We start from the raw sequence: 24045 nt of genomic DNA on the forward strand, positions 1-24045 counted from the left end.
GATCCATTCCGAACTCAGTAGTGAAACGCTTCAGCGCCGATGGTAGTGTGGGGCTTCCCCATGTGAGAGTAGGACACCGCCAGGCTTCAAATACGACGAGACCCCGAGCTAACGCTCGGGGTTTTTTCGTTTACGGACCCAACAGCGTGATTCGTGATTCGTCCGCTGCGCTGTTCGTCCGTTCGGCTTCGCCTCTCTGTTCGGTTACGAATAGTGCGTAGCACGGACGAACAGTGAACGCACGAACAGCGTAGCGCACAAACAACGCCTTTCGTCTCTGCCTTCCACTAATATCTAATATCCAATAGCTAATATCGCTCTAGCTCTTATTTCTCGATTGTGTAGAAGATATCGCCACCTTGCGCCTCACTACTTGCCGTCGTTTCAATAATCAATTTATCTGAAAGCAAATAACGAACTAAAAACGTATTCGTATCCTCAAAAAGGCCGACGCCATACTTCACATAAAGTTTAGGCGAAAGATATTTACCGATGTAGAACGAGGTATCATTTGGGTTCATGGTTGAATCAATACCAAACTCATCGAAGCCAAATGTATCCTGTAGCGACTCTCCAAGCAGATCAGTACCTTTAGAGCCAAGTAGGATCAGAGCCTGTAATTGAAGGTTTTCATTGCCGGCTGTTGTTGTACCCGAACCGCGTCCTAGAATTAAATAGGAAAGAACTTCGCTATCAGGCATTGCAGGTGTTGAGTAAAGTCTAAAATCAGGCTCTTGTAAGGTACCACTTACTTGTGCACCGACTCGTACATCTTCCGTAGCGGTAATGTTTTCAGATGCCCGTTCCACTCGTAAGTTTAATCCTGGATTATCAATTGGCCCGCCGCTGTATATAAGTGAACCACGTTCGATTTCTAAGCGCTGACCATAAATTTCATAGTAACCGTCTTTGACTGAAATATTGCCAGTTGCTGTTAATGCACGGGTTGGCGCTTCGGTAAGACGCAGACTGCCGGCAAGTTCACCTTCAAAACCAAAACCTGAAACTTTAATATCATCGCCAAGGGTAACGCGTACGTCAGCATAAACCGGGTATAGTGAAGAACCGTTGCTGCGAACAGGTTCGCCATTATTATATATTTCAACATCATTGGATGCGGTAACACCAGTTTCAGCAAGTTCAGGCTGGTCAATATGAGCAAGCGGGACTCTCAGCTCGCCAGTAACGTCTATCCGTTTATTAAGTAATGTAATTTTTAAATCTGGGCTGATATCGACCGTCGCCGTTGGTACCTGAATTGCTCTAAACTGCTCGCCTTTGATAGTTAGCTCGAGTTCTGGTTTGAGCGGTTGCAATAAGCCGGCTATGCTAATCCAACCTTGTCCTGATTGGGCCTGTCCGTCTAGCGTTATGCCATCATCAACGTTAGGCGCATCAAAGGCCGCAATTTTGACATCGGTGAGTAATAGTCCGCTTTGAGCAAAACCAATTTCTTGTGCTGCTAGCTCTACCGAACCCGATATTTCAGGCGCTGCCGTTGTACCTTCAATATTGATTTGTGCCAATGCATGGGCTTGCTCGTAACGAAGGTCGGGGAGCACCCACTGCATAACGGTGAGATCACGTAACTCCATAAGCACCTCGCCGTCGAGTTTAGCTTCCTTATTTACGCTATCTATCACTAAGTCGCCAATGATCAAGCCTTTATCTTCCTCTAATTCTGCAGTAATAGAGGTGTTAATCGTTTCTAGATTACCTTGCCATTCGACCTGCCAATACTTGAATCTGGTCGAAACTTCTTCGTCTAAAGCAAATAAAATCGTACGCTCGCTGCGTAGTTCGCCGGTCAACTCAATAAGTGACCAAGTACTCGTGTCGTAATTAATCGTTGTACTTAAATTAGCAAGGCCCCAGATTCGCTCAGCCACATCAGATTCACGAAAGCGATTGAGCAATGAGAGAGGAAGGTTTCGCCCCTTAATTTGAGTGGTTTGGAGAGATTCGTTGGCTTGTGTATCAAGACATAGTTCGGCTGGTGTGCGTCTCGAGTTTGCAATTAAACACAAACCCTCAACTGATGACGCTAACGGTTGCGCCATAGGTGTCGAAATTTTGGCGGAATCCACATTAGCCCAGTTACCAAAATCTGGATGATTTAACGCAAATTGTTCAACGCTAATGTTCAATCTATCTGACAAACTTCCATAAATAGTCCCAACCAGATTAGCATCGCCCACCACATAGTCACTAGCGTATAAGTTAGATAAATCTGGAAGCTTCACTTCAACACGTAGAGGCTTAGTATCGGTCATAGCGCCGTTCAATGAGAGATGGTTGTCGCCAAACTCAATTGCGAAGTTATCTGCACTAATCTTATCGTTACTGTAGGTGAGGCCACCTTGTGCCAAGATTTCTAAATTTGTGATGAAGTTAACTTGTTTTGCGAGTTCTTCTGGCAATTGATTCGGCTCGGCTCGTAATGCGTTAATCTGCGCTTGAATTGTAAATTCCGGAGACCAAATAATAGTTGATGCGAAATCAGCCTGTAAAAAACGGGAATCAATTGATGCCTGCGCTAGATTGATATGAGTTGTACTCCCTTCACCCGTAATATCCATTGTCGCCGAAGTATTTTCTGCATAGGTTGCGGCGATTGTGAGGTTGTGCTGAAACGAATCGAGATTCCCCTCAATATTACCGGCAATACTATCAATGGCGAGCTCGATGCCCAAAACTTCAGCGGGTAGTACAATAGTCGAGGCAGACAGCAATCCGCGCACACGAACCTGCTCTGGTGTGTCATTAAAGGACAAATAATTGCTCAGCAATCCATCAAATTTTAATGCTCCATTTTTCTTACCAATCTGAGCTATATCCAAAGTTTGAATTGCGGCCTGTTGGTTATCTACGGTGGCGACAAGCGTTATTCTGGAATCGGCTAACCACTCATTCCAGGGAGACTCAGCGGGCACTAATAATGGTAATAGCGGTTGTGTTGGTAGATTCGTAATGGCGACGTCGGCTAACCAATATGGTTCTCTTTGCAGTAAACCTTTGAGTTGAACGTTAATACGATGCATTTCAGGACTCGCTGCAATACCAAACTCACTAACAGCACTAAGTTGGCTTAAGTCCCCTTGTAATATTGTCGTTCCCGTTATGGCATCAATCGCCAACTTTTCAAGAGGACTATTTACTTGCCAGCTCACATCCAAATTAATCGCGTAGTCATTTGCTGTGGTGATGTTGCCAGACATTGTGCTTGTGACTTGCTGGTATTCGACTTCAAGTCGTTTAATGGCAACCGTTGAGTCGTGCCATTCGAATCGACCGCGAACATCTGGTAATTTTTGCTTGGCACTATCGACAACGACATGATTTGTGATGGCGCTTAGATTTTCAATAACCAATTCAAAAGGCAGTTGAAGTTGTGGAAGCTTTATATTTTCAGATGCTTCTGCGGTTGGCGTCGTCGATAAGGTCTCGAACTCGAATGATTCACTTTTAATCTGCTTAAATACAAGTCGTTTATCAAGCAGATCGGTTGGTTGCCAAGCTATGGATAAATATTTTGCGCTGGCTTGCCAGTTCGTTTGCGCAACGCGCAAATTTTTTAAAGTCAGTTCGCTAACTAAATTACCTTCGAGTTGTTCGAATGTCAGCTCAATACCCGCGTATTCAGATGTCCGTTCAATTAAGAACTGGGAGCCAGTAGATGTCATGATAAGCGCGAGAAAGATACTCGGCACCAACACAAATAAACAAATAATTGTCCACGCGAGATACTTTATAAACTTCATAGATCTGGCCCCAGAGTGAGGTGGAGGCGCCAAGGTTTGCTTGGTTCGTCTAGCGCCATGGCCAAATCTAACCGCACTGGGCCAATCGGTGACACCCAGCGAAAGCCAAAGCCAACTGTTTGCTTGATTCGCTCATCCCAATTCATCATGCTGTTACCGATATCTGTGAAAAGCGCAACGCGCCAATTGGGTTTGAAAGCATAATCGATTTCAACAGAGCTGGCGGTCATATACTTGCCGCCAACCACCACGCCTTCACTATTTTCTGGCCCTAACTGTTGGTACGCGTAACCGCGAACACTATGATCACCGCCGGCGAAAAAACGCAAAGTCGGACCAAGCACTTCAAAGTCATCGGCACGTAATGCACCAACTTCACTTCTTAACAAAATACGCCACTGATCATTCAGGCGATGAATCCACTTGGCGCCAACCTTTATCGATGCAAAGGTGGTATCAGAGAGAGCGCCATCATGGCCACCTTGCAACATGATCGATAACCGGTACCCATCATCAATAATGTTACGATTTTCAGGTAAGTTTGAGCTTTCAATCAAACTCCATTCAACCGATGGAATTAAGAAATTAGAGGTTTCTGTCGGCTCCTCACCAAATGCGAAATCTTCTCGCTGGTAGGCTAGCTGGTAGGTGCGGTGCCAACGGTCGTAGTGACGTAAATCCTTAAACGATGTTTTATAAAGGGTTGACCGTTGCTCCTCAAATGATCTGTCGGTTATTTCCCCATTAAAGCTGTAGGAGTCACGAGCAGGATTGTTACCTGGAATAATGTAGCTTACGAAGCCTGTGTTCTGTACTTCAGAGAGTCGAATGACACTGCTGAGTCGATGCCCGCGATCATTTACCCAGCGCCGGTCGAAGCCCAGAGTGATACGGGCGCCGGTGTCAGTTCCGTAACCCAAGCCCACTTGATAACGGTCACGCTCATTGGGTGACAGTGTCACATCAATTGGAACACGATTTTCCGTGGTGTTTTGCCAAAGTGGCGCTACCTCGACGCGATTAAAGTAATCACTTCCTGCCAGATCAACCTGTAAATCCAGTAGTGCGCGGGTGGTAAATGGTTCACCGGGTTGATATTGAATGAAACGCTCCAATAAGCTGTTATTGAGAAATGCGCAACAAAAGCTTGTTTCACCGAACAGATAACGTTCACCAGAGTCGAACACTAATTCAACGTTAGCGACTTGTGTCGATGTCTCAACTTTAACGGATTGTTTAAGGAAAGCAGCGTCATAATAGCCGCGTTCAGCCGCAAGGTTTCGTAACGTTGCTTTGAATCGTTCATATGCTTGGTGATTGAAAACTTGACCTGAAACGGGGCGTAGTGAACGGATTACTTTTTGAAAAGCTTCGTCATTCTTTGCACCACCAGTTAGTTCAAAGTTAACCTGATCGTAAGTTGTTACCGGGCCCACGTCGACTTGATATCGAATCGTCCAAAGCTCATCGGTTTCAATGATTTCACTGGTCACTGTCACGTTATAAAAGCCAAAAGGCTCTAACGCCGAGCGAATTTCTTGTTCACCTTGTCGGGCTAAATAGCGTACGCGAAAAATTGACGGAACAGTTTCACCTTCGAGCGCGGTGATTCTGAGGTAGATGCGTGAATTAGCTAATAATTCGCCTTTTACGCCGTCTATCTCTATTGCCAACTTGGCATCAGGTGGTTGCCACGAAGTCTGACCAACAGCCGGTAGACTCATGATGACTAGAATTAAAAACAGCAGTCCTTGCAACCAGCGCACACTCATAAATTCGAAATACCTTTCAGTAAGTGTAGAGAAAAATTAAGTATAACACCGCGTTTTGCTATAAGTGGTGAAAAATCCCGCAATTGATAAAGGCGAGCGCATAAATCGCTTGCCAGTGTGAGTTTGGGCAGTATAATTCAGACCTTGATTGCAGGGGTGTAGTTCCAATTGGTAGAACAGCGGTCTCCAAAACCGACGGTTGGGGGTTCGAATCCCTCCACCCCTGCCATTTCCATTTCTTTTCAAAGCTTCCTAAAAGAAGGCGTTTGGGCTAGGCTAAGCGCATGACTAACCAAAACTTCAATACATCACAAAAAAATGCGCTTGCAGCATTGGGTTTACCTTTGTGGCAGCGACGTCAATCGCCGTCTACTAATGAAACTGTGACGAGTGTCGCGTATTGCTATCGTTTAGGCCAATGGCTGTTGCAGCTATCAGAACGATTGCCAGTCAAGCATCCGCAATGGCTTGTCGATTTATCCTTAACGCTAGGTCAACCATCGTCAGCGCTTGCCGAAATTCCTCAATCGAATCAGCAACAATGGGATCCTGCATTTACGCTTAATCTCGGCGTTGTGACCAACGTTGACGCAGCAACCAAAGCGAGGATTTGGCAGCAGATTCAGAATCATCTGTCATGAAGCCGATATCCATTTCTGAGTTACTTACTTGGGATCCTCAACTGATTGAGATTGAAAAAAGCGCCAATCAATTACCTTGGTCTGTCGAAAATTTGCGTTCATGTTTTGCTGAGGGTTACCAAAACTTTGTAGCGTATGATGAAGTAAATCATGAATTACTAGGTTTTATTCTGATACATCAACCCATCGCAGACGAGTGGACCATCATGAATGTGGTGGTTGCCGCCCAGTCACAACGACAGGGAGTAGGTCAGCAACTTGTGCAACATGTTTGTCATTTGGCACAACTTAACAACGCAGATTTATTTCTTGAAGTGCGTGCGTCGAATCAGCCGGCTATTGCGCTCTATGTAAAGTTGGGATTTAACACGCTCGGTAAACGAAAGGGATATTACCCGACCGCCTCAGGTGACCGAGAAGATGCGATTATTATGAAAAAGTCGCAAATCAAAACTGGCTAATCGATAAAGGTTGGACAGAATTTACGACGCAACAATTGCATGAATTGCATCGTATCTGGGTCGTTAATTGAGTAAAAAATCGTTTGCGCTTGCTTGCGGAACTTAACAAGGCCTTGCTCACGCAATACTGCTAAATGCTGAGAGAATGCCGATGGACTTAGCGGAAAATGCTTATTTAGCTCACCAACGCTTTTCTCACCGCCAGCAAGGTGACATAAAATTTGAAGGCGATGTTCATTCGCAATTGAACGTAAAAAAGCGGCAGCATCTTGTGCTTCGCCAGTTTGCATTTCAGCATCCATCAGCATGCTCATAGCTATCTCTCTATAATTTTTGCAGCGCAAGCTCGCGCTCAGTTTTTAGTTTAAATATTTTTTTCAAAAATATACTTGCAGGGCAAAATCCAGTATATGATTGCTGGAATAAATTAGCACCAACAAACACCGTTAACCAGACCCAATTGGGATGAACCCAAACAGTTAAGGCGACAGATAATAACACCATAAAGCCAGCAAAGGCAGTTAAAGCTTTTTCAACACTCATGAGAATCCCCTAATTTAGAAGTTACTAAACTAATATAGCTTTAAAAGTAAAATTCGCAAAGTGATCGTGATCATTAATTTAGTAAAACCTAAATTATCTCTCCCTTTTGGTGTACTTGGATTCCCAATCATATCGGGGTAAGCTTTACTGCCATACACAACAGTCATATTTTATGAGTATTGAACCATCAGAGCTTAATCCCATAAAGGCGCTAGCCAAAGCGGCTGCAAACCAGGCATATGCCCCGTATAGCCAGTTTAAAGTTGGCGCTGTGTTGCTGACTAAAAGCGGCGAAATCATCAGTGGATGTAATGTCGAAAATGTCTCATACGGGCTCTCTAATTGCGCTGAGCGCACCGCGATTTTTACTGCAATTGCGCAAGGTGTCGATCCGCAAAGCATTTCCAAAGTCGTCATTTATACACCGAGCGATCAAGTATACTCACCTTGCGGAGCCTGTCGGCAGGTATTAGCTGAGTTTTTAGCTCCCGATACTGACATCATTTCTACTTGTGAAACTGGTTTCGAAAGTTGGACGGTCGCATCGTTATTACCCCATGCCTTCCATTTCGACATTAACGAATATAGAAACAAATCATGATGATTAAACAAGCCGCCCTGCGCGCAATTCAATTAATGGATCTGACATCATTGAATAACAATGATTCGCCCGAGACGATTTCCGCTTTATGTGAAGCTGCCAATACCAAATACGGGACCCCTGCTGCCATTTGTGTGTTTCCTGAAATGGTAGTTTGGAGCAAGTTAGAGCTTGGGCGCTTAGGCTTAGGAGCAGTGAAAGTTGCGACTGTGACGAATTTCCCTGAGGGCAGCATCAATATTCAACGAGCTGAGGCCGAAACGGCAAGAGCCGTTGCAGCTGGTGCGGATGAAATAGATGTCGTGTTTCCATACCGCGCATTAATTGAGGGCGACGTTAGAGTGGGTCTGCAATTAGTCAAAGCGTGCAAGGTAGCATGTGCTGATAAGGCGTTGCTCAAAGTCATTATTGAAAGTGGTGAACTGCAAACGCCAGAGCTGATTCGTCAAGCTAGTGATATCGCTATTGCCGGCGGAGCCGACTTCATCAAGACATCTACCGGCAAAGTACCAGTAAATGCAACGTTAGAAGCGACAAGAATTATGTTGGAAGCAATTAAAGCAAGCGGTGCTAAGTGCGGGTTTAAAGCAGCTGGTGGCGTTCGCACAGCAGAAGATGCGTTGCAGTATATAGAGCTTGCGGAGTCCATGATGGGTGCTGATTGGGTTCATGCAGAAAACTTTCGTTTCGGGGCTAGCAGTCTGCTCGGTAACTTGCTCAATACCCTTAACGACGCTGACGTAGTAGAAAAGGACGACTATTAATGTATTTACCGCAAGAAATCATTCGTATAAAGCGCGATGGTGGGATTTTATCGGAGGAACAAATTCGTTTCTTTGTAAATGGATTAACGACTGGTGCAATTTCTGAAAGCCAAATTTCAGCCTTAGCGATGGCTATTTTCTTTCAAGGCATGAATGCTGACGAACGCGTAGCATTGACCTTGGCTATGCGCGATTCAGGAACAGTTTTAGACTGGCAATCAATGTCGCTTGACGGACCGGTATTGGATAAACACTCGACCGGTGGCGTGGGTGATGTGGTCAGCTTGATGCTCGGTCCGATTGTTGCTGCCTGTGGTGGATATGTGCCAATGATTTCAGGGCGAGGCCTTGGTCATACAGGTGGTACATTGGATAAAATGGATTCAATACCTGGTTATCAAACGGTACCGTCGTTGGATGAATTTCGTCGCGTGGTAAAATCAACCGGTGTCGCCATTATCGGGCAAACGGGAGACTTAGCGCCTGCGGATAAGCGCTTTTATGCAACGCGAGATATTACTGCGACAGTTGAGTCAGTTCCGCTCATTACAGCTTCGATTTTGTCGAAAAAACTAGCTGCCGGTCTCGAAGGTTTAGTGCTCGACGTTAAAGTTGGTAATGGCGCGGTCATGCAAGATATTGAGAAAGCGACCGAGCTTGCCAATAGTTTAGTTACGGTAGCGAATGGCGCTGGCTTACCAACGTCTGCTATTTTGACTGACATGAACGAAGTACTGGCGAAATCAGCAGGGAATGCCATCGAGGTGATTGAAGCGATTCGCTATTTAACGGGTGATTATCGCGCGCCACGGTTGCATGAAGTTACGATTGCACTGTGTGCTGAAATGTTGGTTTTAGGTGGTCTTGCGGAAACAGAAAAAGTTGCGCGCGAAAAGGTTCTCGGAGCTCTCGAGAGTGGTGCTGCAGCTGAGGTTTTTGCAAAAATGATCAAAGAACTCGGTGGTCCTAGCGACTTACTCACGAATTATTCAACGCATTTACCGTTGGCTCCAGTGGCGAAACCAGTCTTCGCACTGCAATCTGGTATCGTCACGCATATTGATACGCGCGCCGTTGGTATGGCTGTTGTCGCGCTTGGCGGTGGGCGTCAACGGAGCTCCGATAAACTCGATTTTGGTGTTGGTTTGGATGCGATTGTTGGTTTAGGTGACTCGGTTGACTCGCAATCTCCGCTCGCCATGGTGTATGCGCGCGATGAAGCTGCGTGGGAAACTGCTGCCGACCGATTGCAGCGCGCATTTACGGTTGGCCAACAGGTATCGACCAGTAATCCAATAATTCATCAATATATTCGTCCCTGAGCAACTCAATAGAGGGTGAGAAGATGTCTCGAGCCATTATCGTTGTACTTGATTCTTTCGGCATCGGTGCCGCTGCAGATGCCGATAAGTTTGGTGATGATGGCGCAGATACCTTCGGCCATATTGCCGCCGAAGCCGCTGCTGGAAGAGCAAATGACGGTCGTTCAGGCCCGTTAAAAATCCCTAACCTCCTGCGTTTGGGATTGGCCGAAGCCTATTACGGAGCAACTGGCGAACAGCCAGCAGGGCTTGAGCCGGCGCAAGAGATTATTGGACGATTTGGCTGGGCGCAAGAGCTTTCATCTGGCAAAGATACGCCGTCAGGGCACTGGGAAATGGCCGGTGTACCGGTGTTATTTGATTGGGGTTACTTCCTTGAACCGCAGGATTCATTTCCGCAAGAATTGCTAGATCAGATTGTCGCTGAAACCCAAATACCCGGCCACCTCGGTAACTGTCATGCTTCGGGCACGCAAATTATTGCTGAGCTCGGTGAAGAGCACATGCGTACCGGTAAACCGATTTTTTATACGTCCGCTGACTCGGTATTTCAAATTGCCTGTCATGAGCAAAGCTTTGGGTTAGAAAGGTTGTATGCGCTGTGTGAGTGTGTACGGCGACTCCTCGAGCCGTATAACGTTGGGCGGGTGATTGCGCGTCCATTTGTGGGTGATAATAGTGCAACCTTTAAACGCACAGGCAATCGTCGCGACTACGCTGTACCACCACCCGAACCAACTGTACTCGATAAGCTTGTCGCACAGGGCGGCGAGGTGATTAGTATTGGTAAAATTGCGGATATTTTTGCGCATCAAGGCATAACCCAAAAATATAAAGCGACAGGTATTCCAGATCTTGTTGCGACAACTATTGAGCAAATGCACAAGGCGCTATCACAGACTATAATTTTTACCAATTTAGTTGATTTTGATAGTGATTACGGGCATCGACGGGATGTCAGCGGTTACGCCGGCGCACTGGAACAATTTGATATGTTGTTACCTGGTATTCTTGCCGCCATGCAACCTGACGATATACTTATTTTGACAGCGGATCATGGCTGCGACCCAACTTGGCCTGGTACTGATCATACGCGTGAATATGTCCCCGTTCTTGCTGTGGGGGAAGGCATAGAGCCGGGTTCGATGGGGCGCCGTGAGAGCTTTGCTGATATCGGTCAAACCGTTGCGTCGTGGTTAGGCTTACCATCGACATCTTTTGGTCAATCCTTTATTGATGAGCGGTAACATAAACTATGACAACACCTCACATAAATGCCCCAGCAGATACCTTTGCTGAACTCTGTTTATTACCTGGTGATCCACTTCGTGCGAAATTTATCGCTGAAAGGTTTTTAGATAATGCGCAGTGTGTCACTGATGTACGGAACATGCTTGGGTATACAGGTACCTATAAAGGGCAACCGGTATCTGTTATGGGCACCGGAATGGGTATTCCATCGTGCTCCATTTATGCCACCGAACTGATTCGTCATTATGGGGTTTCTAAACTCGTTCGCCTCGGTAGTTGCGGTGCCGTATTACCTCATATTAATTTGCACGACATTATCTTAGCGCAAGGAGCCTGCACGGATTCTGGCGTGAATCGTCAACGCTTTAACAATTTTGACTTTGCGGCAATAGCAGATTTTCAACTGCTTCGAAAAGTTGCAGAGCACGCTGAGCGAAGCGCAGTAAATGTGCGTGTAGGTAATGTTTTCTCTGCCGATTTATTTTATCAGTCAGACCCCGCATTACGCTCCCGCCTTGCCCAAATGGGAATTTTGGGCGTGGAAATGGAGGCCGCTGGTTTATATGGCGTGGCTGCAGAACATGGAGTATCAGCATTGACGGTTCTCACTGTGTCAGACCACATCGAGCGTGGTGAAGCCATGAGCTCGCAAGAACGTCAACTCGGATTTTCTGCGATGGTTGAGCTGACCCTAGATGCCCTTATTTAATTGTTAAAAATTCATCTATTCCATAAGTATATCTAATCAATACTTCTCTTTCATACTAACAGTAATAGAGGGTTTAACCTAAAAGTGGTAGCCCTCGTTTACTCCTTCATTTCACTCGTAAAAGCCCGGTATTTCGCTAACCTATAGTCATCTGATAAAGACTTCGAACAAGGGGCATTACGATGACTAACGTTAATAAATTTAAATCAGGCATTTTCGCTGCGGTTTCCATTTTCGCGCTGTTTTCTGCTGGAGCACAAGCCGACGCCGGTGAGGCTGTTTACAAGAAAAATTGTATGGCATGCCACCAAGCCAATGGTCAGGGTATGGCAGCAGTTTTCCCGCCGTTGGTAGGCAACTCCAATATTACTGATAAACCAGCTTACATCGCTGAAACTATCGTCAAAGGCAAATCCGGTAAGGTCACTGTGAATGGTGCCGAATTCAACGGCATGATGCCGCCTATGGCGTACTTAAATGATGCTGATATTGCAGCCGTAGTGAGCTACGTCAATAAAAAATTTGCAAACGGAAGCAAAGAGATTTCAGCGGCTGAAGTAAAAGCAGTTCGCTAAGAATTTTAAATTAAACACATTGGAGAAGTACCATGAAAACCTTCATTAAAAGTGCAGTTGCAAGTGCCTTACTCGTTTCTTTTGCCGGCTTACCTGTTATTGCAGAAGCAAACGTACCGTTAAAACACGATAGCGAATATGTTATCGATGGTAAAATTTACGGTATGCCTAAAGCAAAAATTTATCGTGATGATTACAACGGCCCAGCGGTCGTCGGTGATTATGTGACCATGGTTCCGCACTTAGCTAAGCTCGACTACAAAGGTAACAAAGAACACGAAGTTCGGATGGATGTGTTTTCACAGAAAGTTGAAGTAGCGCCAGGTGTAAGCTACAACGCGTGGACTTTTGGTGGTAGCGTACCTGGTCCGGTACTTCACGTTCGTGAAGGTGACCGCGTAGTGTTCAAAATGAAGAATCGTTCAACTGAAGAAGTTGTGATTACCAAGCCTTTCAAAGGTGCTTCACCTTACTTTGATCAAATTGCTGCCAACCAATTGCAGAAGCATCAACCGGTTGTTGCGCCAATGCCACATTCGATGGATTTCCATAGCGGTACTGTCGCGGCGAATGATAAGTGGGCGACTATTGCCCCGGGCGAAACTATCGAATTTGAATGGATTGCGAATTATGCCGGTACTTATATGTATCACTGCGGTACTTCAAGCGTACTGATGCACACTGCAATGGGCCAATATGGTGCTGTTGTTGTGTCGCCAAAAGAAGGCTACCCAACTGATAAAGAAGTTGACCAAGAGTACGTGATTGTTCAATCAGAAATGTACCTTGAGCAAATGGGCGAAGACTATATTTACGATCATTCTGCAGCATTAGCGCGTGACCCAAGCCACGTTGTATTCAACGGTCATGTTTCAGCGCTTAGCGAAAACCCATTGAAATCAAATGCCGGTGATCGCGTGCGCATTCACTTCTTGAATGCTGGCCCGTCAGGAACTTCAAGCTTCCACGTTATCGGTGCAATTTTCGATAAGGTCTGGGCTGAAGGTGACCCTCGTAACACTTGGTACGGTATGCAAACTGTATTGCTTGGCGCAAGTAGCAGCGCAACTGTTGAGTTCATTGTACCAGAAGAAGGTGTCTACAAACTGGTCGATCATGAGTTTGCAGATGCTGAGCGCGGTGCTGCTGGTGCGTTATACGCAGGCCCTCGTAAGAAATAAGTCAACAGGAGTTGATCATGTATAAGTGGCTGAGTGTTTTGAGTATGGTGGTGGCTGTGCAAGCAGCCGCCGAGCCGGTCATCATTCCCGCTGGTGAATATAAACCTGCGGTGCTACTTGATGAAACCGTTGAGGTTGTGGTGATGCCGGCGTTTAAGTTAGACGCAGCACCAGTCACTTATGCGCAGTATCTGGATTTTGTGTTGGAAAACTCGAAATGGCGTCGCGATAACATTGCCGCTATTTTTCATGACGGTAATTATTTAAAGAGCTGGTCAGTAAATGATCAAGTGCCTGCTGGCTATGAGTCTAAGCCAGTCACAGAAGTGTCTTGGTTTGCAGCTCGCGCTTATTGTGATGCGCAAGGTGGAAGATTACCAACACTCGATGAATGGGAATATGCATCCAATTACTATCTTCAGCAACACGGTTTGAGTGATAAAGCGTACGCACAAATGTTGTTTGCGCGACACAGCAACCCAACTGCTTACAGTAAGCAGGAAGTCGATACAACTATTGGACAACTGGATTACATGCACAACCGCGTGAATGAATGGGTTGAAGATTATCAATTGTTGCTAACCAATGGCGACAATAATGATTTGCTTGCTGGATCTTGTGGCGATAGCGCGAGATTTATGGCTGATTTTGGTGATGCGAGCTACGCGACTTTCTTTCGTTATCAGTCTCGTAGCAATTATCGCCCACAAAGCACAACTAGCACTTTAGGCTTTCGTTGTGCTTACGATTTGGAGAAATGAGAATGAAAAATTTAATGTTAGCTTTATCGGTCGTACTGTTCAGCTCTGGTGTCGCCATAGCACAAGATCACAGCCAACATAATCATCATGATCATATGAATCACACAACGTTCAAGGCTGAGCCAGTAAATAAAGAACACTCGATTTATCATTTAGATGGGGAGTGGCAAGCCCATACTGGTGAATCATTGACGCTTGCGAACTTCCAAGGGCAGCCGATTGTTATTTCAATGATTTATGGTAGCTGTACCACTGCATGCCCAGTGTTAGTTAATGATGCGCGTCGTATCTTTGAAGCACTACCAGATGCGTACAAAGGTGAAGTGAAATTGGTCATGGTAAGTTTTGACCAAGACCGCGACACCCCAGCCGCGTTGGCTGAATATGCAGCAAAATACAATTTGGGTGACGACGTTTGGACATTCCTTCATGGCGATGACAATAACATTCGAGCTTTAGCAACATTGCTTGGCGTGCGCTACCGTAAGCGTGCTGACGGCGACTTTGATCATAGTAACCTAGTCACTGTGCTTGATGTCCATGGTCGTGTCGTTGAGCGTGTTGAGGGTTTGAATCGGCCAGTTGAAGAGGCCGTAAACGCATTAGTGAAGATTATCGACGAGAATCATTTATTGCACCGCTAAAGCGGCAAGCTGTCTTATTGAGTTAATCGTACAAAAGTGCCGCGAATTCGGTTAGAATTCGCGGCACTTTCGTATTTATTGTCTTTAAATTGACTTATCCATTAGGAAAAAGAGTTCAGCATGTCAGATCTGGCCAAAGCTATCGCCAAAGAAGTCGCCAAGCGGCGTACGTTCGCTATCATCTCGCACCCTGATGCGGGTAAAACGACCATTACTGAAAAAGTATTGTTACACGGTCAAAAGCTACAAAAAGCCGGAACTGTAAAGGGCAAGAAATCGGGTCAGCATGCGAAATCTGATTGGATGGAAATGGAAAAAGAACGGGGTATCTCGGTGACTACCTCGGTCATGCAGTTTCCGTATCGTAATGCTTTGGTTAACTTGCTGGATACGCCAGGACACGAAGATTTCTCGGAAGATACGTACCGTACCTTAACCGCAGTAGACTCTTGCCTTATGGTGATTGATGGTGCAAAGGGTGTTGAGGATCGCACCATCAAACTAATGGAAGTAACGCGTCTGCGTGATACCCCGATTATCACTTTCATGAACAAACTCGACCGCGATATTCGCGATCCGTTGGAATTGTTGGATGAAGTTGAGAGCGTTCTCAATATTATGTGTGCACCCATTACATGGCCAATAGGGTCAGGTAAAAATTTTAAAGGTGTTTATCATCTGCTCAATGATGAAGTGATTTTCTATAAAACCGGTCAAGGTCACCGTATTCAAGAGTTAGATGTCATTAAAGGTTTGGATAACCCAGAGTTGGATGCACGCATTGGCGATTACGCAGATGATCTGCGTGTACAAATTGAGCTGGTGAAAGGAGCATCAAATAGCTTTGACCTAGAGATGTTTCTCGCTGGTGAACTAACACCGGTCTACTTCGGTACTGCTTTAGGTAACTTTGGCGTTGACCACATGTTAGATGGTCTTGTTGATTGGGCACCGACCCCACTTTCTCGTGAAATTGATGATGGCACAGCTATTGCGGCGACGCACCCAGATTTCTCTGGATTCGTATTTAAGATTCAAGCAAACATGGATCCAAAACATCGCGACCGCGTTGCGTTCATGCGTATCGTTTCAGGTAAGTATGAGAAGGGCATGAAAATGCACCAAGTGCGAATTGGTAAAGACGTTCGAATTGCCGACGCGTTAACCTTTTTGGCAGGGGACCGTGAGCAAGTGGAAGAGGCTTATCCGGGAGATATTATCGGCTTGCACAACCACGGTACGATTCAAATCGGTGATACGTTTACCGGTGGCGAACAATTCAAGTTTAGCGGTATCCCGAACTTTGCGCCGGAGTTGTTCCGTCGTATTCGTTTAAAAGATCCGTTGAAACAAAAGCAATTACTTAAAGGCTTGGTGCAGTTGTCTGAGGAAGGTGCGGTGCAGGTATTCCGTCCGCTAAGCAACAATGATTTGATTGTAGGTGCAGTCGGTGTGCTACAGTTTGACGTTGTTGTGCACCGTTTAAAATCTGAATATAACGTCGATGCAGTATACGAGAGCATCAACGTTGCCACAGCGCGCTGGGTGAGCTGTGAAGATGCGAAGAAACTTGATGAGTTTCGCCGTAAAGCAGAATCAAATCTAGCTCTAGATGGCGGTGACAATTTAACGTATATCGCGCCAACTATGGTGAATCTGAGCTTGGCGACCGAGCGTTACCCCGATATCGTATTTAGTCACACTCGGGAGCACTAATAGCAAATCCAAAAGGAGGCGTCGTGAAATTGTTTGATAGTCACTGTCACATTAATTTTGACGCCTTTGATCAGGACCGAAAAGCCGTATTACAACGCGCGGCAAAGCAAGGTGTTAAGCGGCTTTTTGTTCCTGGTGTCGCGCGGCAATTGAGCTCTGATAAACATTGGCGAAACGATTGCGGGTCAATTAAAGTAATTGAAGGATTTGGTTTACACCCATATTTTATTGCACAACACCAAGTATCAGATCTTGAATGGCTGGCGCATCAACTGGAGCAATTTCCGCACGCTGTTGTGGGTGAAATTGGCTTGGACGCCGAAGTGAGTGATTACAAAAAGCAATACGAGCTTTTTACTGCCCAAGTTGACCTGGCTGTAGCATTCAACCGCAGCCTCGTATTACATCATCGAAAAACACAGCCTAAGCTGCTAAGAATTCTAAAGCCGCTACGAAGCAAGCTACCTGAGGTTGCTGGCGTGATTCATGCATTTTCGGGCAGTCCCGAGCAAGCAAATGAGTGGACTAAGCTAGGATTTATGTTAGGCGTCGGTGGTGTTATGACGTATTCAAGAGCCAATAAGACACGCCAAGCCATTCAACAAGCAGACATCCAACATTTAGTGATTGAGACGGATGCGCCTGATATGCCATTAAGTGGCTTTCAAGGCCAACGTAACGAACCCGCTCAATGCATCAAAGTATTGGAAGAACTGAGTCACCTTAGAGATGAACCGATCGAGCATCTGGCCAACATTATTTGGCATAATACGTGTCGACTATTTGGTGGAACTATTCAGTTGGATGATTAATTGCGACCCGCTTATAGCGCCAACGATTAAACGTTATCGCCATGAAAATACCTGCTAAAACAGCAAAGCCCAATAAAAATTGACCATAAAAGGTCAAGTACTCGTGAGTTCTAACGGGGGCTTCAAGCAACAATGACTCGTCAACCGTCAGCGTTAAGTAGCCAACCACTTTGCCGTCATCGATGACCTCCTCAACAAGAACTAAAGCTTGTTGGACTTGATCACTTTCGGTTTGTTGAAGCGAAGTAGCGATTGATTGTCCGTAGCGATTTTGAATTTGCGCTGCCGCAATAAACGGTTGTTGTTGTAATTGTGCCACTAATTGCTCGAGGTTATCTGTATCATCAGCCATGATCCAGTGGCGAGCTTCTGTTGCGGCTTGTTCTGCTGTTAAACTCATTAATTGGTGGCTGTGCGTTTGAAACTCCTGCAGACTCGTGGTGTGCATAGCACTCCAAAATTGCTCAATGAGTAAGATCAAAAGTATTGCAAGCCCAAACCGGCGTCCTCGCCGATAGACAAGTTTGAATAGACTGTTAACATGAGCAGGTATTTTTATCATGCGGCAAATATACGTTGAATTGCTTGTGCTTAGCAACCTACTTAACATTTAAGGCGAACCATTCATGCCCGATTTTTCAAAGCCTGGCCTGGTTATTTTTGATATGGATTCGACTCTAATCACTATCGAATGCATAGATGAAATTGCAGCGCTTGCTGGCTGTAAAGACAAAGTTAGCGCAATTACCGAACGAGCGATGCGAGGTGAGTTGGATTTTGCCGAAAGCTTGCGTGCGCGAGTTGCGGCTTTAGCTGGCGTGACAGCACAACAAATGAATGCGATATTTGAGCCTATTCCATTAACCCCAGGTGCTGAAAGACTGATAACTTGGCTGCAACAACATCAGTGGTATGTTGGTTTAGTCTCCGGCGGGTTTACGTGGTTCACCGAAAAAGTGCAACAGCGGTTAGGCTTGAATTTCTGTCACGCAAATACGCTAATATGGAACGCGGAGAAGTTAACCGGCACTGTCGCTGAACCGATTGTGGACGCACAAACGAAAGCTGATTGCTTGGTTCGCTGGGCGGCAGAACTTGGCATAGAGAGTGGACAAACCATTGCCATAGGCGATGGAGCTAATGATATTCCAATGCTAGAAGCTGCCAGTTTCGGTATCGCATTTTGCGCGAAGCCAGCGTTACGAAATGTCGCAACACTGTGTGTTGATGTTCCCGATCTATCTGCAGTTATCGACTATTTTGAGAAGCAAGAGCCGGTCTAAATTATAGATTAAGTACGCAAGGAAAGTTTCAAGCTATGGCAAAAACAAAAACGGCCTACGTCTGCAATGATTGCGGCGCTGACTTTGCTCGATGGTTAGGGCAATGCCCAGAATGTAAAGCGTGGAATACCATCACTGAAGTTCGCCTCGGTAGCGTCAAATCAAGTGGCGCAGAACGTCGTGGTTATGCTGGAGCCACGCGGGCGAAAGTACAAACACTAAACGAAGTGGATTTAGAGGAATTACCTCGCTTTAGTAGTAGCTTTACTGAATTTGACCGAGTTCTTGGCGGAGGCATTGTGCCTGGCTCAGCCATTCTCATTGGGGGGTCACCCGGCGCCGGTAAAAGTACACTACTGCTACAAACAATGTGTCGCTTGGCAGAACAAATGAATGTTTTGTATATAACCGGTGAAGAATCGTTACAGCAGGTTGCTCTGCGTGCTCAGCGGTTGTCATTACCGACCAATAAATTGCGAATGCTGGCTGAAACATCGGTAGAAACCATTTGCGATTTAGCGGATCAGGAACAACCTCGTGTGATGGTTATTGATTCCATTCAGGTGATGCACTTGGCTGATATTCAGTCGGCTCCAGGAAGTGTCTCGCAGGTGCGTGAATGTGCGGCATACCTGACGCGCTATGCCAAGCAAAAGGGTGTTGCAATCATCATGGTTGGCCATGTCACTAAAGATGGCTCGTTAGCGGGGCCAAAAGTATTAGAGCACTGTATTGATTGCTCAATATTGTTGGAGGGTGATGCCGATTCGCGTTTTCGGACTCTTCGAGGTCATAAAAATCGCTTCGGTCCAGCCAATGAACTGGGCGTTTTTGCAATGACCGGGCAAGGTCTCAAAGAGGTGACCAATCCATCGGCAATATTTCTACAGCGCGGCGAACAGCATGGCAGTGGTTCGGTGGTCATCGTGATTTGGGAAGGTACACGTCCGTTGTTGGTTGAACTTCAAGCCTTGGTGGATGTGAGCCAATTGGCCAATCCGAGACGTGTCGCTGTAGGAATGGAAACCACGCGGCTGGCGATGTTATTGGCGGTGTTGCATCGGCATGGTGGTTTACACATGTCCGATCAAGATGTATTCGTAAACGTTGTTGGCGGCGTTCGCGTGATGGAAACTGGAGCCGACCTCGCCTTATTACTTGCGATTGTATCCAGTTTTCGAGAAACCGAGCTGCCGCGTGATCTGATTGTGTTTGGCGAGGTGGGTCTATCTGGTGAAATTCGCCCAGTACCTAACGGTCAAGCTCGACTTCATGAAGCCGCGAAACACGGTTTTACCAAAGCGATTGTCCCAGTCGGCAACAAGCCGAAAGAGAAAATTGAAGGGATGGAAGTTATCGCTGTGAAAAGCTTGCAAGAAGCGCTTGAGGCGACTTAATTGTGAAAAGAAAGCTTGCCCGACTCAAAGTATTTGGCTGCGCAAGCTTGTTTTTGCTCGGCTTAACCACAGGCTCTTCTGCGGTTGCTCAACGTTTGGTATCGCTTAATCCTTGTTTCGATGAATGGGCGCCGCAGTGGTTGCCAGAAACTTGGGAATTTATACCGAGCACCGCGCACGGCAATCGATTAGAGCGCGTGCTTCGCACTAATCCTGATATCGTGCTGTATGGAACCTACACGAATCCACGTTTGGTATCACAATTATCTGCGGCGACGCGAACTGTATTAGTTAAAGAGCCAAATACTTGGGTGCAATGGCAGGAAACACTAACGCACGTTGGGGGCGAGCTCCAACTTGAGCAGTCTTTGCAAAGCTGGAAGCGTCAGCAACAACGCCAATTAGCTCAGTTACCCAAGTTAACTGAGTCTGTTTTGGTCATTATGCCTAATCAATACAGTTGGGGTGGTGGGAGTTTTATTGTAAATATGCTCAGAGCCAATGACATACCAGTACTTGTGGCTGATGAATCACAGCAACTTGTACAGATAAGCTTGGAGCAACTGATTCAATTAAAGCCCCTACGCGTGGTACTGGATGGCTTCTCAAGTGACTATGCGCGAGCAAATGAATGGCTTTGGCATAGTGCCCTAAAGCCATGGTTGACGGCGCGTCGGGTGGTGCAAATTAAACCGACGGTGAGTGGCTGTCCCGCTCAACGCGCAGTTGAATATATGCAGCAGGTAGTTAAGCAATGATCCTTCGTAGTTTGGTTATTTTGGCCTTCGCGCTCGTGCTAACACTGTGGCATCTCGGCAGTGGCGGTGACAGCTGGTCATTACTGCCGCAAAATGAATTAGATACCTTTATTTTTACTGAGATACGACTGCCGCGTGTCATTTTGGCGTTTTGCAACGGCGTTGCGTTGGGTCTAGCTGGAAGTGTATTACAACTATTACTGCGAAATCCGCTGGCCGAGCCGGGCATCACCGGCATTGCTGGCGGTGCTGCGCTTGCTACCGTCGCCACATTGTATCTGGGAGCAGTGGGCCCGGTTTCTTGGTGGTTGCCAGCGGTTGGATTGTTAGGCGGTATAGTTACGCTTGGCTTATTGTGGCTATTATCTGGCCGACAACCGCAGGGTATCCGAATCATTTTAGTTGGCGTTGCGCTTTCCGCTATCTCAGGCGCCCTCATTGCAGTGGTACTTAACTTGGCACCAAATCCGTTTGCATTCCAAGAGTGGGCGCTTTGGCTAATGGGCTCAGTGTCGAATCGCGGTTGGGCTTATGTGTGGTTAATCTTGCCATTGCTCATTGTAAGTCTCGTATTATTAATGACGCAACGTCACTACATTCAAGCCCAAATTTTCGATGAGCCAACCGTGCAAACGCTTGGCTTCAATGAAGCGTGGTCTAAATTTTTATTGTTACTGGTTACTGCGCTGTTAGTTTCGGCATCAGTCGTTACAGCTGGTATTATCGGATTTATCGGATTGGTAGCGCCTCATTTAGTGCGCTTGTTGGGGCTTCGACGGCCAAACCAGCTTATCTATTACAGTGGGGCGGTTGGTGGAATTTTATTGGTTGGAGTTGATGCTCTTGTGCAAACCATTGACACTCGGGTAGAACTTCAACTGGGTGTCGTCATCGCCTTAATAGGCGCACCTTGGCTACTGCTGTTACTTCATCGTTCCGGACGTACCTGATGCTTGAGCTCACCAATCTTTCTTATCCCAAAAGACTAAATAACGTCAATTACTGTGCGTCTGCAGGGCGTTTGGTGGGTGTTATCGGTGCCAATGGTTCCGGTAAATCGACACTCTTGTCGATAATAGCTGGCGCCTTGAAAAAGGCGAATGGCGAAGTGAAATGGCACAGTGACGATCTGCTGCATTGTTCGCCCTCGGAGCAGCGGCAACAACTTGCATATCTTGCGCAAAAAAATGAATTTCGCGAACCGGTTCGGGTGAGTGATTTGCTGCTAACCAGCCAAGTCAATATCAAAGAATCTTCTGCAACTTTATCTGCTTGGCGTGAACGAAGTATTGATGAGTTTCATCTGGGAAACTTGCTGAGCCGAGCAATCACAGAGCTATCCGGTGGTGAGCAACGACGCGTCATGCTTGCCTGTATTTATGCCATGAACCGATCACTTCTTTTAGCCGACGAACCAACGGCGAGTTTAGATCTGCACTATCAGTTGCTAGTTATGGATTGGCTTAAGGCCATGAGTAAAGAGGGGAAGTTAGTGTTAGTTGCATTACATGACCTTGCGCTTGCCGCACAATATTGTGATGAATTGTTACTTTTAAACGAGGGGCAATTAATTGCCAGCGGGGAACCTAATCAGGTGTTAACCGACACTAACCTTGCAGCGGCGTACAAAGTTAGTGTCGATTGGTTATGCAATAGCAACGGCGTCGCAATGCTTGCGCGTCGCCTTTAATGCTCTTGGCGCCACAAATCTGGTAGCTTGGTTGGGCGCTGTTTTGCATCTAACTGACGCTCGTTCAACGCCTTAACCGAGCCCTTATTCGATAAGCTGGTTGCAGTTGGCTGACATTGACCATAAGTCATGTGGTACGCGGCAGCTTGCAACATTGGGTCATTTTCGTCGCCCCAGTCGCCAACCAGAATATCTTCAGCGCTACAATTAGGTGCTAAACCGTCATAATAGCGACCTTCGTCAATCGCATTCACGGTCTCGAAGTTCACGACAAAAGCTCGTTTATCACATAGTAGTTCAGGTATTTGCCCAACAGGTTTACCGCAAGTTGGCTGACCAACAACGATGACATCGACAAACGGGTCTAACGAGTTAATGATGAGTTCTGAGGACGAGCAACTAGCTCCGGTTGTAAGAACATAAACACGATTTAAGTTGAGCTGCTCAATCCCATCGTACAATTGGAATTGCTCAATAAAGTTCGAATCCGAATTATTAGCATTAAATAAGTATTTGGTGAATACCTCACCAATGACTGTATCACCTGCAGCTTGAGTTGATGCTTGGTTGGCATAGCGAGTTAGACCGCCGCCGTTGTAGCGCAAATCAATCACCAACTCATCGACGCCAACGAGTTGATCATACGCACTGTTCAAGTCATCACCGGTGCGGTTAATAAAGCTGTTTAACACGTAATAACCAACTTCTTTGCCATCAATGAGAAAGCGCTCAGTAGCCAATACGGTATTCGTTTCAACGATTTCTTTGGTCAGAACATCTGTAAAACTTACGCCATCAACATCTTGCCAAGTTAATTCGACACTGACACCTGTTTCCGCACCACCCAATGCATCTTGGTAGCGACCCTGCTGAATCAGGGTTTGCACTGATTCGCCGTTGATGTGAGTCAATTCATCTGAACGCTTCATACCGGCAATTTCAGCCGGAGAATTAGCATAGACATAGTTGATAAACACGCGATCGTCGAGAGTTAACCTTGAACTGAAACCAAAGCCGGCGTATTCAGCGTCGACAAAACGACTTTGATATTCATCTTCGGTAAGAATGAAACTATAGCGATCTTCAGGAACGACAAGTGCTTCTAATAAATCATAAATGTTGTTGTAATTACCAGGATTCACATTGGTCGGCATATCCTCGTTCCACAAGTAATTCTCCTGCATGTACGCGTAGAAATTCTCGACCTGTCCGCGTGCACTGCATTGGTCAACAATCGGAGCTATCGTTTCGTCGCTGTCGCTTCCGCAACCAGCCAGTGCCAAGCAACTGATAAGACTCGATAAGACGAGTTTGGCAGATGTTTTCATAAGAATAATCTCTCTGTTGATGATCGACGTATTCATAAGATGACAGATTTTTAACTAAATCTCCAAGATTTGACT

The 24045-nt window shown here is 46.1% G+C and carries 24 protein-coding genes, 1 tRNA gene and 1 rRNA gene; 20 read left to right on the forward strand and 6 right to left on the reverse strand.

The window, feature by feature from the left end; all coding sequences use genetic code 11:
- Positions 1-85 (forward strand): 5S ribosomal RNA (rrf, locus tag CWI82_RS11600); the annotation flags it as partial.
- Positions 86-326: 241 nt separating this feature from the next.
- Here rrf and CWI82_RS11080 read toward each other — a convergent pair.
- Together CWI82_RS11080 and CWI82_RS11085 are read right to left on the reverse strand one after the other, a co-directional pair.
- On the reverse strand, positions 327-3761 hold the full coding sequence (locus CWI82_RS11080) for a translocation/assembly module TamB domain-containing protein (protein ID WP_130203590.1): 3435 nt from the start codon (positions 3759-3761) through the stop codon (positions 327-329).
- Complete coding sequence (locus CWI82_RS11085) at positions 3758-5533, reverse strand: autotransporter assembly complex protein TamA (protein WP_130203591.1); 1776 nt, start codon at positions 5531-5533, stop codon at positions 3758-3760. Before CWI82_RS11085 ends, CWI82_RS11080 begins: the two co-directional genes overlap by 4 nt.
- A gap of 152 nt (positions 5534-5685) precedes the next feature.
- Here CWI82_RS11085 and CWI82_RS11090 point away from each other — a divergent pair.
- From CWI82_RS11090 to rimI, 3 genes are all read left to right on the forward strand, one after another.
- Positions 5686-5762 (forward strand) — tRNA-Trp (locus tag CWI82_RS11090).
- A 55-nt stretch (positions 5763-5817) separates the two neighbouring features.
- Complete coding sequence (locus CWI82_RS11095) at positions 5818-6174, forward strand: hypothetical protein (RefSeq protein ID WP_092858766.1); 357 nt, start codon at positions 5818-5820, stop codon at positions 6172-6174.
- The gene (rimI, locus tag CWI82_RS11100) at positions 6171-6635 is read left to right on the forward strand and encodes a ribosomal protein S18-alanine N-acetyltransferase (RefSeq protein WP_130203592.1); all 465 of its coding nucleotides are present in this window, start codon (positions 6171-6173) and stop codon (positions 6633-6635) included. The genes CWI82_RS11095 and rimI overlap by 4 nt, the downstream gene beginning before the upstream one ends.
- On the opposite strand, the gene CWI82_RS11105 is transcribed toward rimI, so the two are convergent.
- A complete protein-coding gene (locus tag CWI82_RS11105; RefSeq protein WP_092858762.1) occupies positions 6632-6949 on the reverse strand; it encodes an ArsR/SmtB family transcription factor in 318 nt (105 codons plus the stop codon). The genes rimI and CWI82_RS11105 overlap by 4 nt on opposite strands.
- 10 nt (positions 6950-6959) lie before the next feature.
- Positions 6960-7178 (reverse strand): YgaP family membrane protein, encoded by a 219-nt coding sequence (locus tag CWI82_RS11110; RefSeq protein WP_130203593.1) that lies wholly within the window; start codon positions 7176-7178, stop codon positions 6960-6962.
- A 172-nt stretch (positions 7179-7350) separates the two neighbouring features.
- Here CWI82_RS11110 and CWI82_RS11115 point away from each other — a divergent pair, with 172 nt between their 5' ends.
- From CWI82_RS11115 to CWI82_RS11165, 11 genes are all read left to right on the forward strand, one after another.
- Positions 7351-7779, forward strand: coding sequence for a cytidine deaminase (locus tag CWI82_RS11115; RefSeq protein ID WP_092858758.1), 429 nt, complete (start codon positions 7351-7353; stop codon positions 7777-7779).
- The gene (gene deoC, locus CWI82_RS11120; protein ID WP_199286273.1) at positions 7773-8543 is read left to right on the forward strand and encodes a deoxyribose-phosphate aldolase; all 771 of its coding nucleotides are present in this window, start codon (positions 7773-7775) and stop codon (positions 8541-8543) included. The genes CWI82_RS11115 and deoC overlap by 7 nt, the downstream gene beginning before the upstream one ends.
- A complete protein-coding gene (deoA, locus tag CWI82_RS11125) occupies positions 8543-9865 on the forward strand; it encodes a thymidine phosphorylase (protein WP_130203595.1) in 1323 nt (440 codons plus the stop codon). Before deoC ends, deoA begins: the two co-directional genes overlap by 1 nt.
- 23 nt (positions 9866-9888) lie before the next feature.
- On the forward strand, positions 9889-11112 hold the full coding sequence (locus CWI82_RS11130) for a phosphopentomutase (RefSeq protein WP_092858752.1): 1224 nt from the start codon (positions 9889-9891) through the stop codon (positions 11110-11112).
- 8 nt (positions 11113-11120) lie between these two features.
- Positions 11121-11825 (forward strand): purine-nucleoside phosphorylase, encoded by a 705-nt coding sequence (gene deoD / locus CWI82_RS11135; RefSeq protein WP_092858750.1) that lies wholly within the window; start codon positions 11121-11123, stop codon positions 11823-11825.
- A gap of 182 nt (positions 11826-12007) precedes the next feature.
- On the forward strand, positions 12008-12400 hold the full coding sequence (locus CWI82_RS11140) for a c-type cytochrome (protein WP_130203596.1): 393 nt from the start codon (positions 12008-12010) through the stop codon (positions 12398-12400).
- Positions 12401-12432: 32 nt separating this feature from the next.
- Positions 12433-13581, forward strand: a complete 1149-nt coding sequence (locus CWI82_RS11145; protein ID WP_130203597.1) for a multicopper oxidase domain-containing protein — start codon at positions 12433-12435, stop codon at positions 13579-13581.
- A 17-nt stretch (positions 13582-13598) separates the two neighbouring features.
- Positions 13599-14342, forward strand: a complete 744-nt coding sequence (locus CWI82_RS11150; protein WP_130203598.1) for a formylglycine-generating enzyme family protein — start codon at positions 13599-13601, stop codon at positions 14340-14342.
- Positions 14343-14344: 2 nt separating this feature from the next.
- A complete protein-coding gene (locus CWI82_RS11155) occupies positions 14345-14986 on the forward strand; it encodes an SCO family protein (RefSeq protein WP_165383929.1) in 642 nt (213 codons plus the stop codon).
- 120 nt (positions 14987-15106) lie between these two features.
- Entirely contained in the window at positions 15107-16702 is a 1596-nt protein-coding gene (gene prfC, locus CWI82_RS11160) for a peptide chain release factor 3 (protein WP_130203599.1), read from the forward strand.
- Positions 16703-16725: 23 nt separating this feature from the next.
- Positions 16726-17514, forward strand: coding sequence for a TatD family hydrolase (locus tag CWI82_RS11165; RefSeq protein WP_165383930.1), 789 nt, complete (start codon positions 16726-16728; stop codon positions 17512-17514).
- Here the strand turns inward: CWI82_RS11165 and CWI82_RS11170 are convergent.
- The gene (locus CWI82_RS11170; RefSeq protein ID WP_092858736.1) at positions 17495-17962 is read right to left on the reverse strand and encodes a hypothetical protein; all 468 of its coding nucleotides are present in this window, start codon (positions 17960-17962) and stop codon (positions 17495-17497) included. The genes CWI82_RS11165 and CWI82_RS11170 overlap by 20 nt on opposite strands.
- Positions 17963-18140: 178 nt before the next feature.
- Here CWI82_RS11170 and serB point away from each other — a divergent pair, with 178 nt between their 5' ends.
- Genes serB through CWI82_RS11195 form a run of 5 tightly spaced genes read left to right on the forward strand, consistent with a single transcriptional unit; the run spans position 18141 to position 22642 of the window.
- Positions 18141-18797 carry a phosphoserine phosphatase SerB gene (serB, locus tag CWI82_RS11175; protein ID WP_092858734.1) on the forward strand — a complete coding sequence of 219 codons (657 nt, stop codon included), beginning with the start codon at positions 18141-18143 and terminating at the stop codon, positions 18795-18797.
- 35 nt (positions 18798-18832) lie between these two features.
- Positions 18833-20194, forward strand: coding sequence for a DNA repair protein RadA (gene radA / locus CWI82_RS11180; protein WP_092858732.1), 1362 nt, complete (start codon positions 18833-18835; stop codon positions 20192-20194).
- A 2-nt stretch (positions 20195-20196) separates the two neighbouring features.
- On the forward strand, positions 20197-20952 hold the full coding sequence (locus CWI82_RS11185) for a substrate-binding domain-containing protein (protein ID WP_130203601.1): 756 nt from the start codon (positions 20197-20199) through the stop codon (positions 20950-20952).
- Positions 20949-21902, forward strand: coding sequence for a FecCD family ABC transporter permease (locus CWI82_RS11190; protein ID WP_130203602.1), 954 nt, complete (start codon positions 20949-20951; stop codon positions 21900-21902). Before CWI82_RS11185 ends, CWI82_RS11190 begins: the two co-directional genes overlap by 4 nt.
- Positions 21902-22642, forward strand: a complete 741-nt coding sequence (locus tag CWI82_RS11195; protein ID WP_092858726.1) for an ABC transporter ATP-binding protein — start codon at positions 21902-21904, stop codon at positions 22640-22642. The genes CWI82_RS11190 and CWI82_RS11195 overlap by 1 nt, the downstream gene beginning before the upstream one ends.
- Here the strand turns inward: CWI82_RS11195 and CWI82_RS11200 are convergent.
- A complete protein-coding gene (locus CWI82_RS11200) occupies positions 22639-23970 on the reverse strand; it encodes a S41 family peptidase (RefSeq protein ID WP_165383931.1) in 1332 nt (443 codons plus the stop codon). The genes CWI82_RS11195 and CWI82_RS11200 overlap by 4 nt on opposite strands.
- Positions 23971-24045 lie beyond the last annotated feature (75 nt).

Origin of the sequence: Pseudidiomarina tainanensis (assembly GCF_004214835.1) — a bacterium.
GTDB lineage: Bacteria > Pseudomonadota > Gammaproteobacteria > Enterobacterales > Alteromonadaceae > Pseudidiomarina > Pseudidiomarina tainanensis.

Excerpts from the sequence above, each read along its gene's own strand:
- CWI82_RS11080 (WP_130203590.1), bottom strand. The coding sequence starts at position 3,761 with ATGAAGTTTATAAAGTATCTCGCGTGGACAATTATTTGTTTATTTGTG.
- CWI82_RS11085 (WP_130203591.1), bottom strand. The coding sequence starts at position 5,533 with ATGAGTGTGCGCTGGTTGCAAGGACTGCTGTTTTTAATTCTAGTCATC.
- CWI82_RS11095 (WP_092858766.1), top strand. The coding sequence starts at position 5,818 with ATGACTAACCAAAACTTCAATACATCACAAAAAAATGCGCTTGCAGCA.
- rimI (WP_130203592.1), top strand. The coding sequence starts at position 6,171 with ATGAAGCCGATATCCATTTCTGAGTTACTTACTTGGGATCCTCAACTG.
- CWI82_RS11105 (WP_092858762.1), bottom strand. The coding sequence starts at position 6,949 with ATGAGCATGCTGATGGATGCTGAAATGCAAACTGGCGAAGCACAAGAT.
- CWI82_RS11110 (WP_130203593.1), bottom strand. The coding sequence starts at position 7,178 with ATGAGTGTTGAAAAAGCTTTAACTGCCTTTGCTGGCTTTATGGTGTTA.
- CWI82_RS11115 (WP_092858758.1), top strand. The coding sequence starts at position 7,351 with ATGAGTATTGAACCATCAGAGCTTAATCCCATAAAGGCGCTAGCCAAA.
- deoA (WP_130203595.1), top strand. The coding sequence starts at position 8,543 with ATGTATTTACCGCAAGAAATCATTCGTATAAAGCGCGATGGTGGGATT.
- CWI82_RS11130 (WP_092858752.1), top strand. The coding sequence starts at position 9,889 with ATGTCTCGAGCCATTATCGTTGTACTTGATTCTTTCGGCATCGGTGCC.
- deoD (WP_092858750.1), top strand. The coding sequence starts at position 11,121 with ATGACAACACCTCACATAAATGCCCCAGCAGATACCTTTGCTGAACTC.
- CWI82_RS11140 (WP_130203596.1), top strand. The coding sequence starts at position 12,008 with ATGACTAACGTTAATAAATTTAAATCAGGCATTTTCGCTGCGGTTTCC.
- CWI82_RS11145 (WP_130203597.1), top strand. The coding sequence starts at position 12,433 with ATGAAAACCTTCATTAAAAGTGCAGTTGCAAGTGCCTTACTCGTTTCT.
- CWI82_RS11150 (WP_130203598.1), top strand. The coding sequence starts at position 13,599 with ATGTATAAGTGGCTGAGTGTTTTGAGTATGGTGGTGGCTGTGCAAGCA.
- CWI82_RS11155 (WP_165383929.1), top strand. The coding sequence starts at position 14,345 with ATGAAAAATTTAATGTTAGCTTTATCGGTCGTACTGTTCAGCTCTGGT.
- prfC (WP_130203599.1), top strand. The coding sequence starts at position 15,107 with ATGTCAGATCTGGCCAAAGCTATCGCCAAAGAAGTCGCCAAGCGGCGT.
- CWI82_RS11170 (WP_092858736.1), bottom strand. The coding sequence starts at position 17,962 with ATGCACACCACGAGTCTGCAGGAGTTTCAAACGCACAGCCACCAATTA.
- serB (WP_092858734.1), top strand. The coding sequence starts at position 18,141 with ATGCCCGATTTTTCAAAGCCTGGCCTGGTTATTTTTGATATGGATTCG.
- radA (WP_092858732.1), top strand. The coding sequence starts at position 18,833 with ATGGCAAAAACAAAAACGGCCTACGTCTGCAATGATTGCGGCGCTGAC.
- CWI82_RS11190 (WP_130203602.1), top strand. The coding sequence starts at position 20,949 with ATGATCCTTCGTAGTTTGGTTATTTTGGCCTTCGCGCTCGTGCTAACA.
- CWI82_RS11195 (WP_092858726.1), top strand. The coding sequence starts at position 21,902 with ATGCTTGAGCTCACCAATCTTTCTTATCCCAAAAGACTAAATAACGTC.
- CWI82_RS11200 (WP_165383931.1), bottom strand. The coding sequence starts at position 23,970 with ATGAAAACATCTGCCAAACTCGTCTTATCGAGTCTTATCAGTTGCTTG.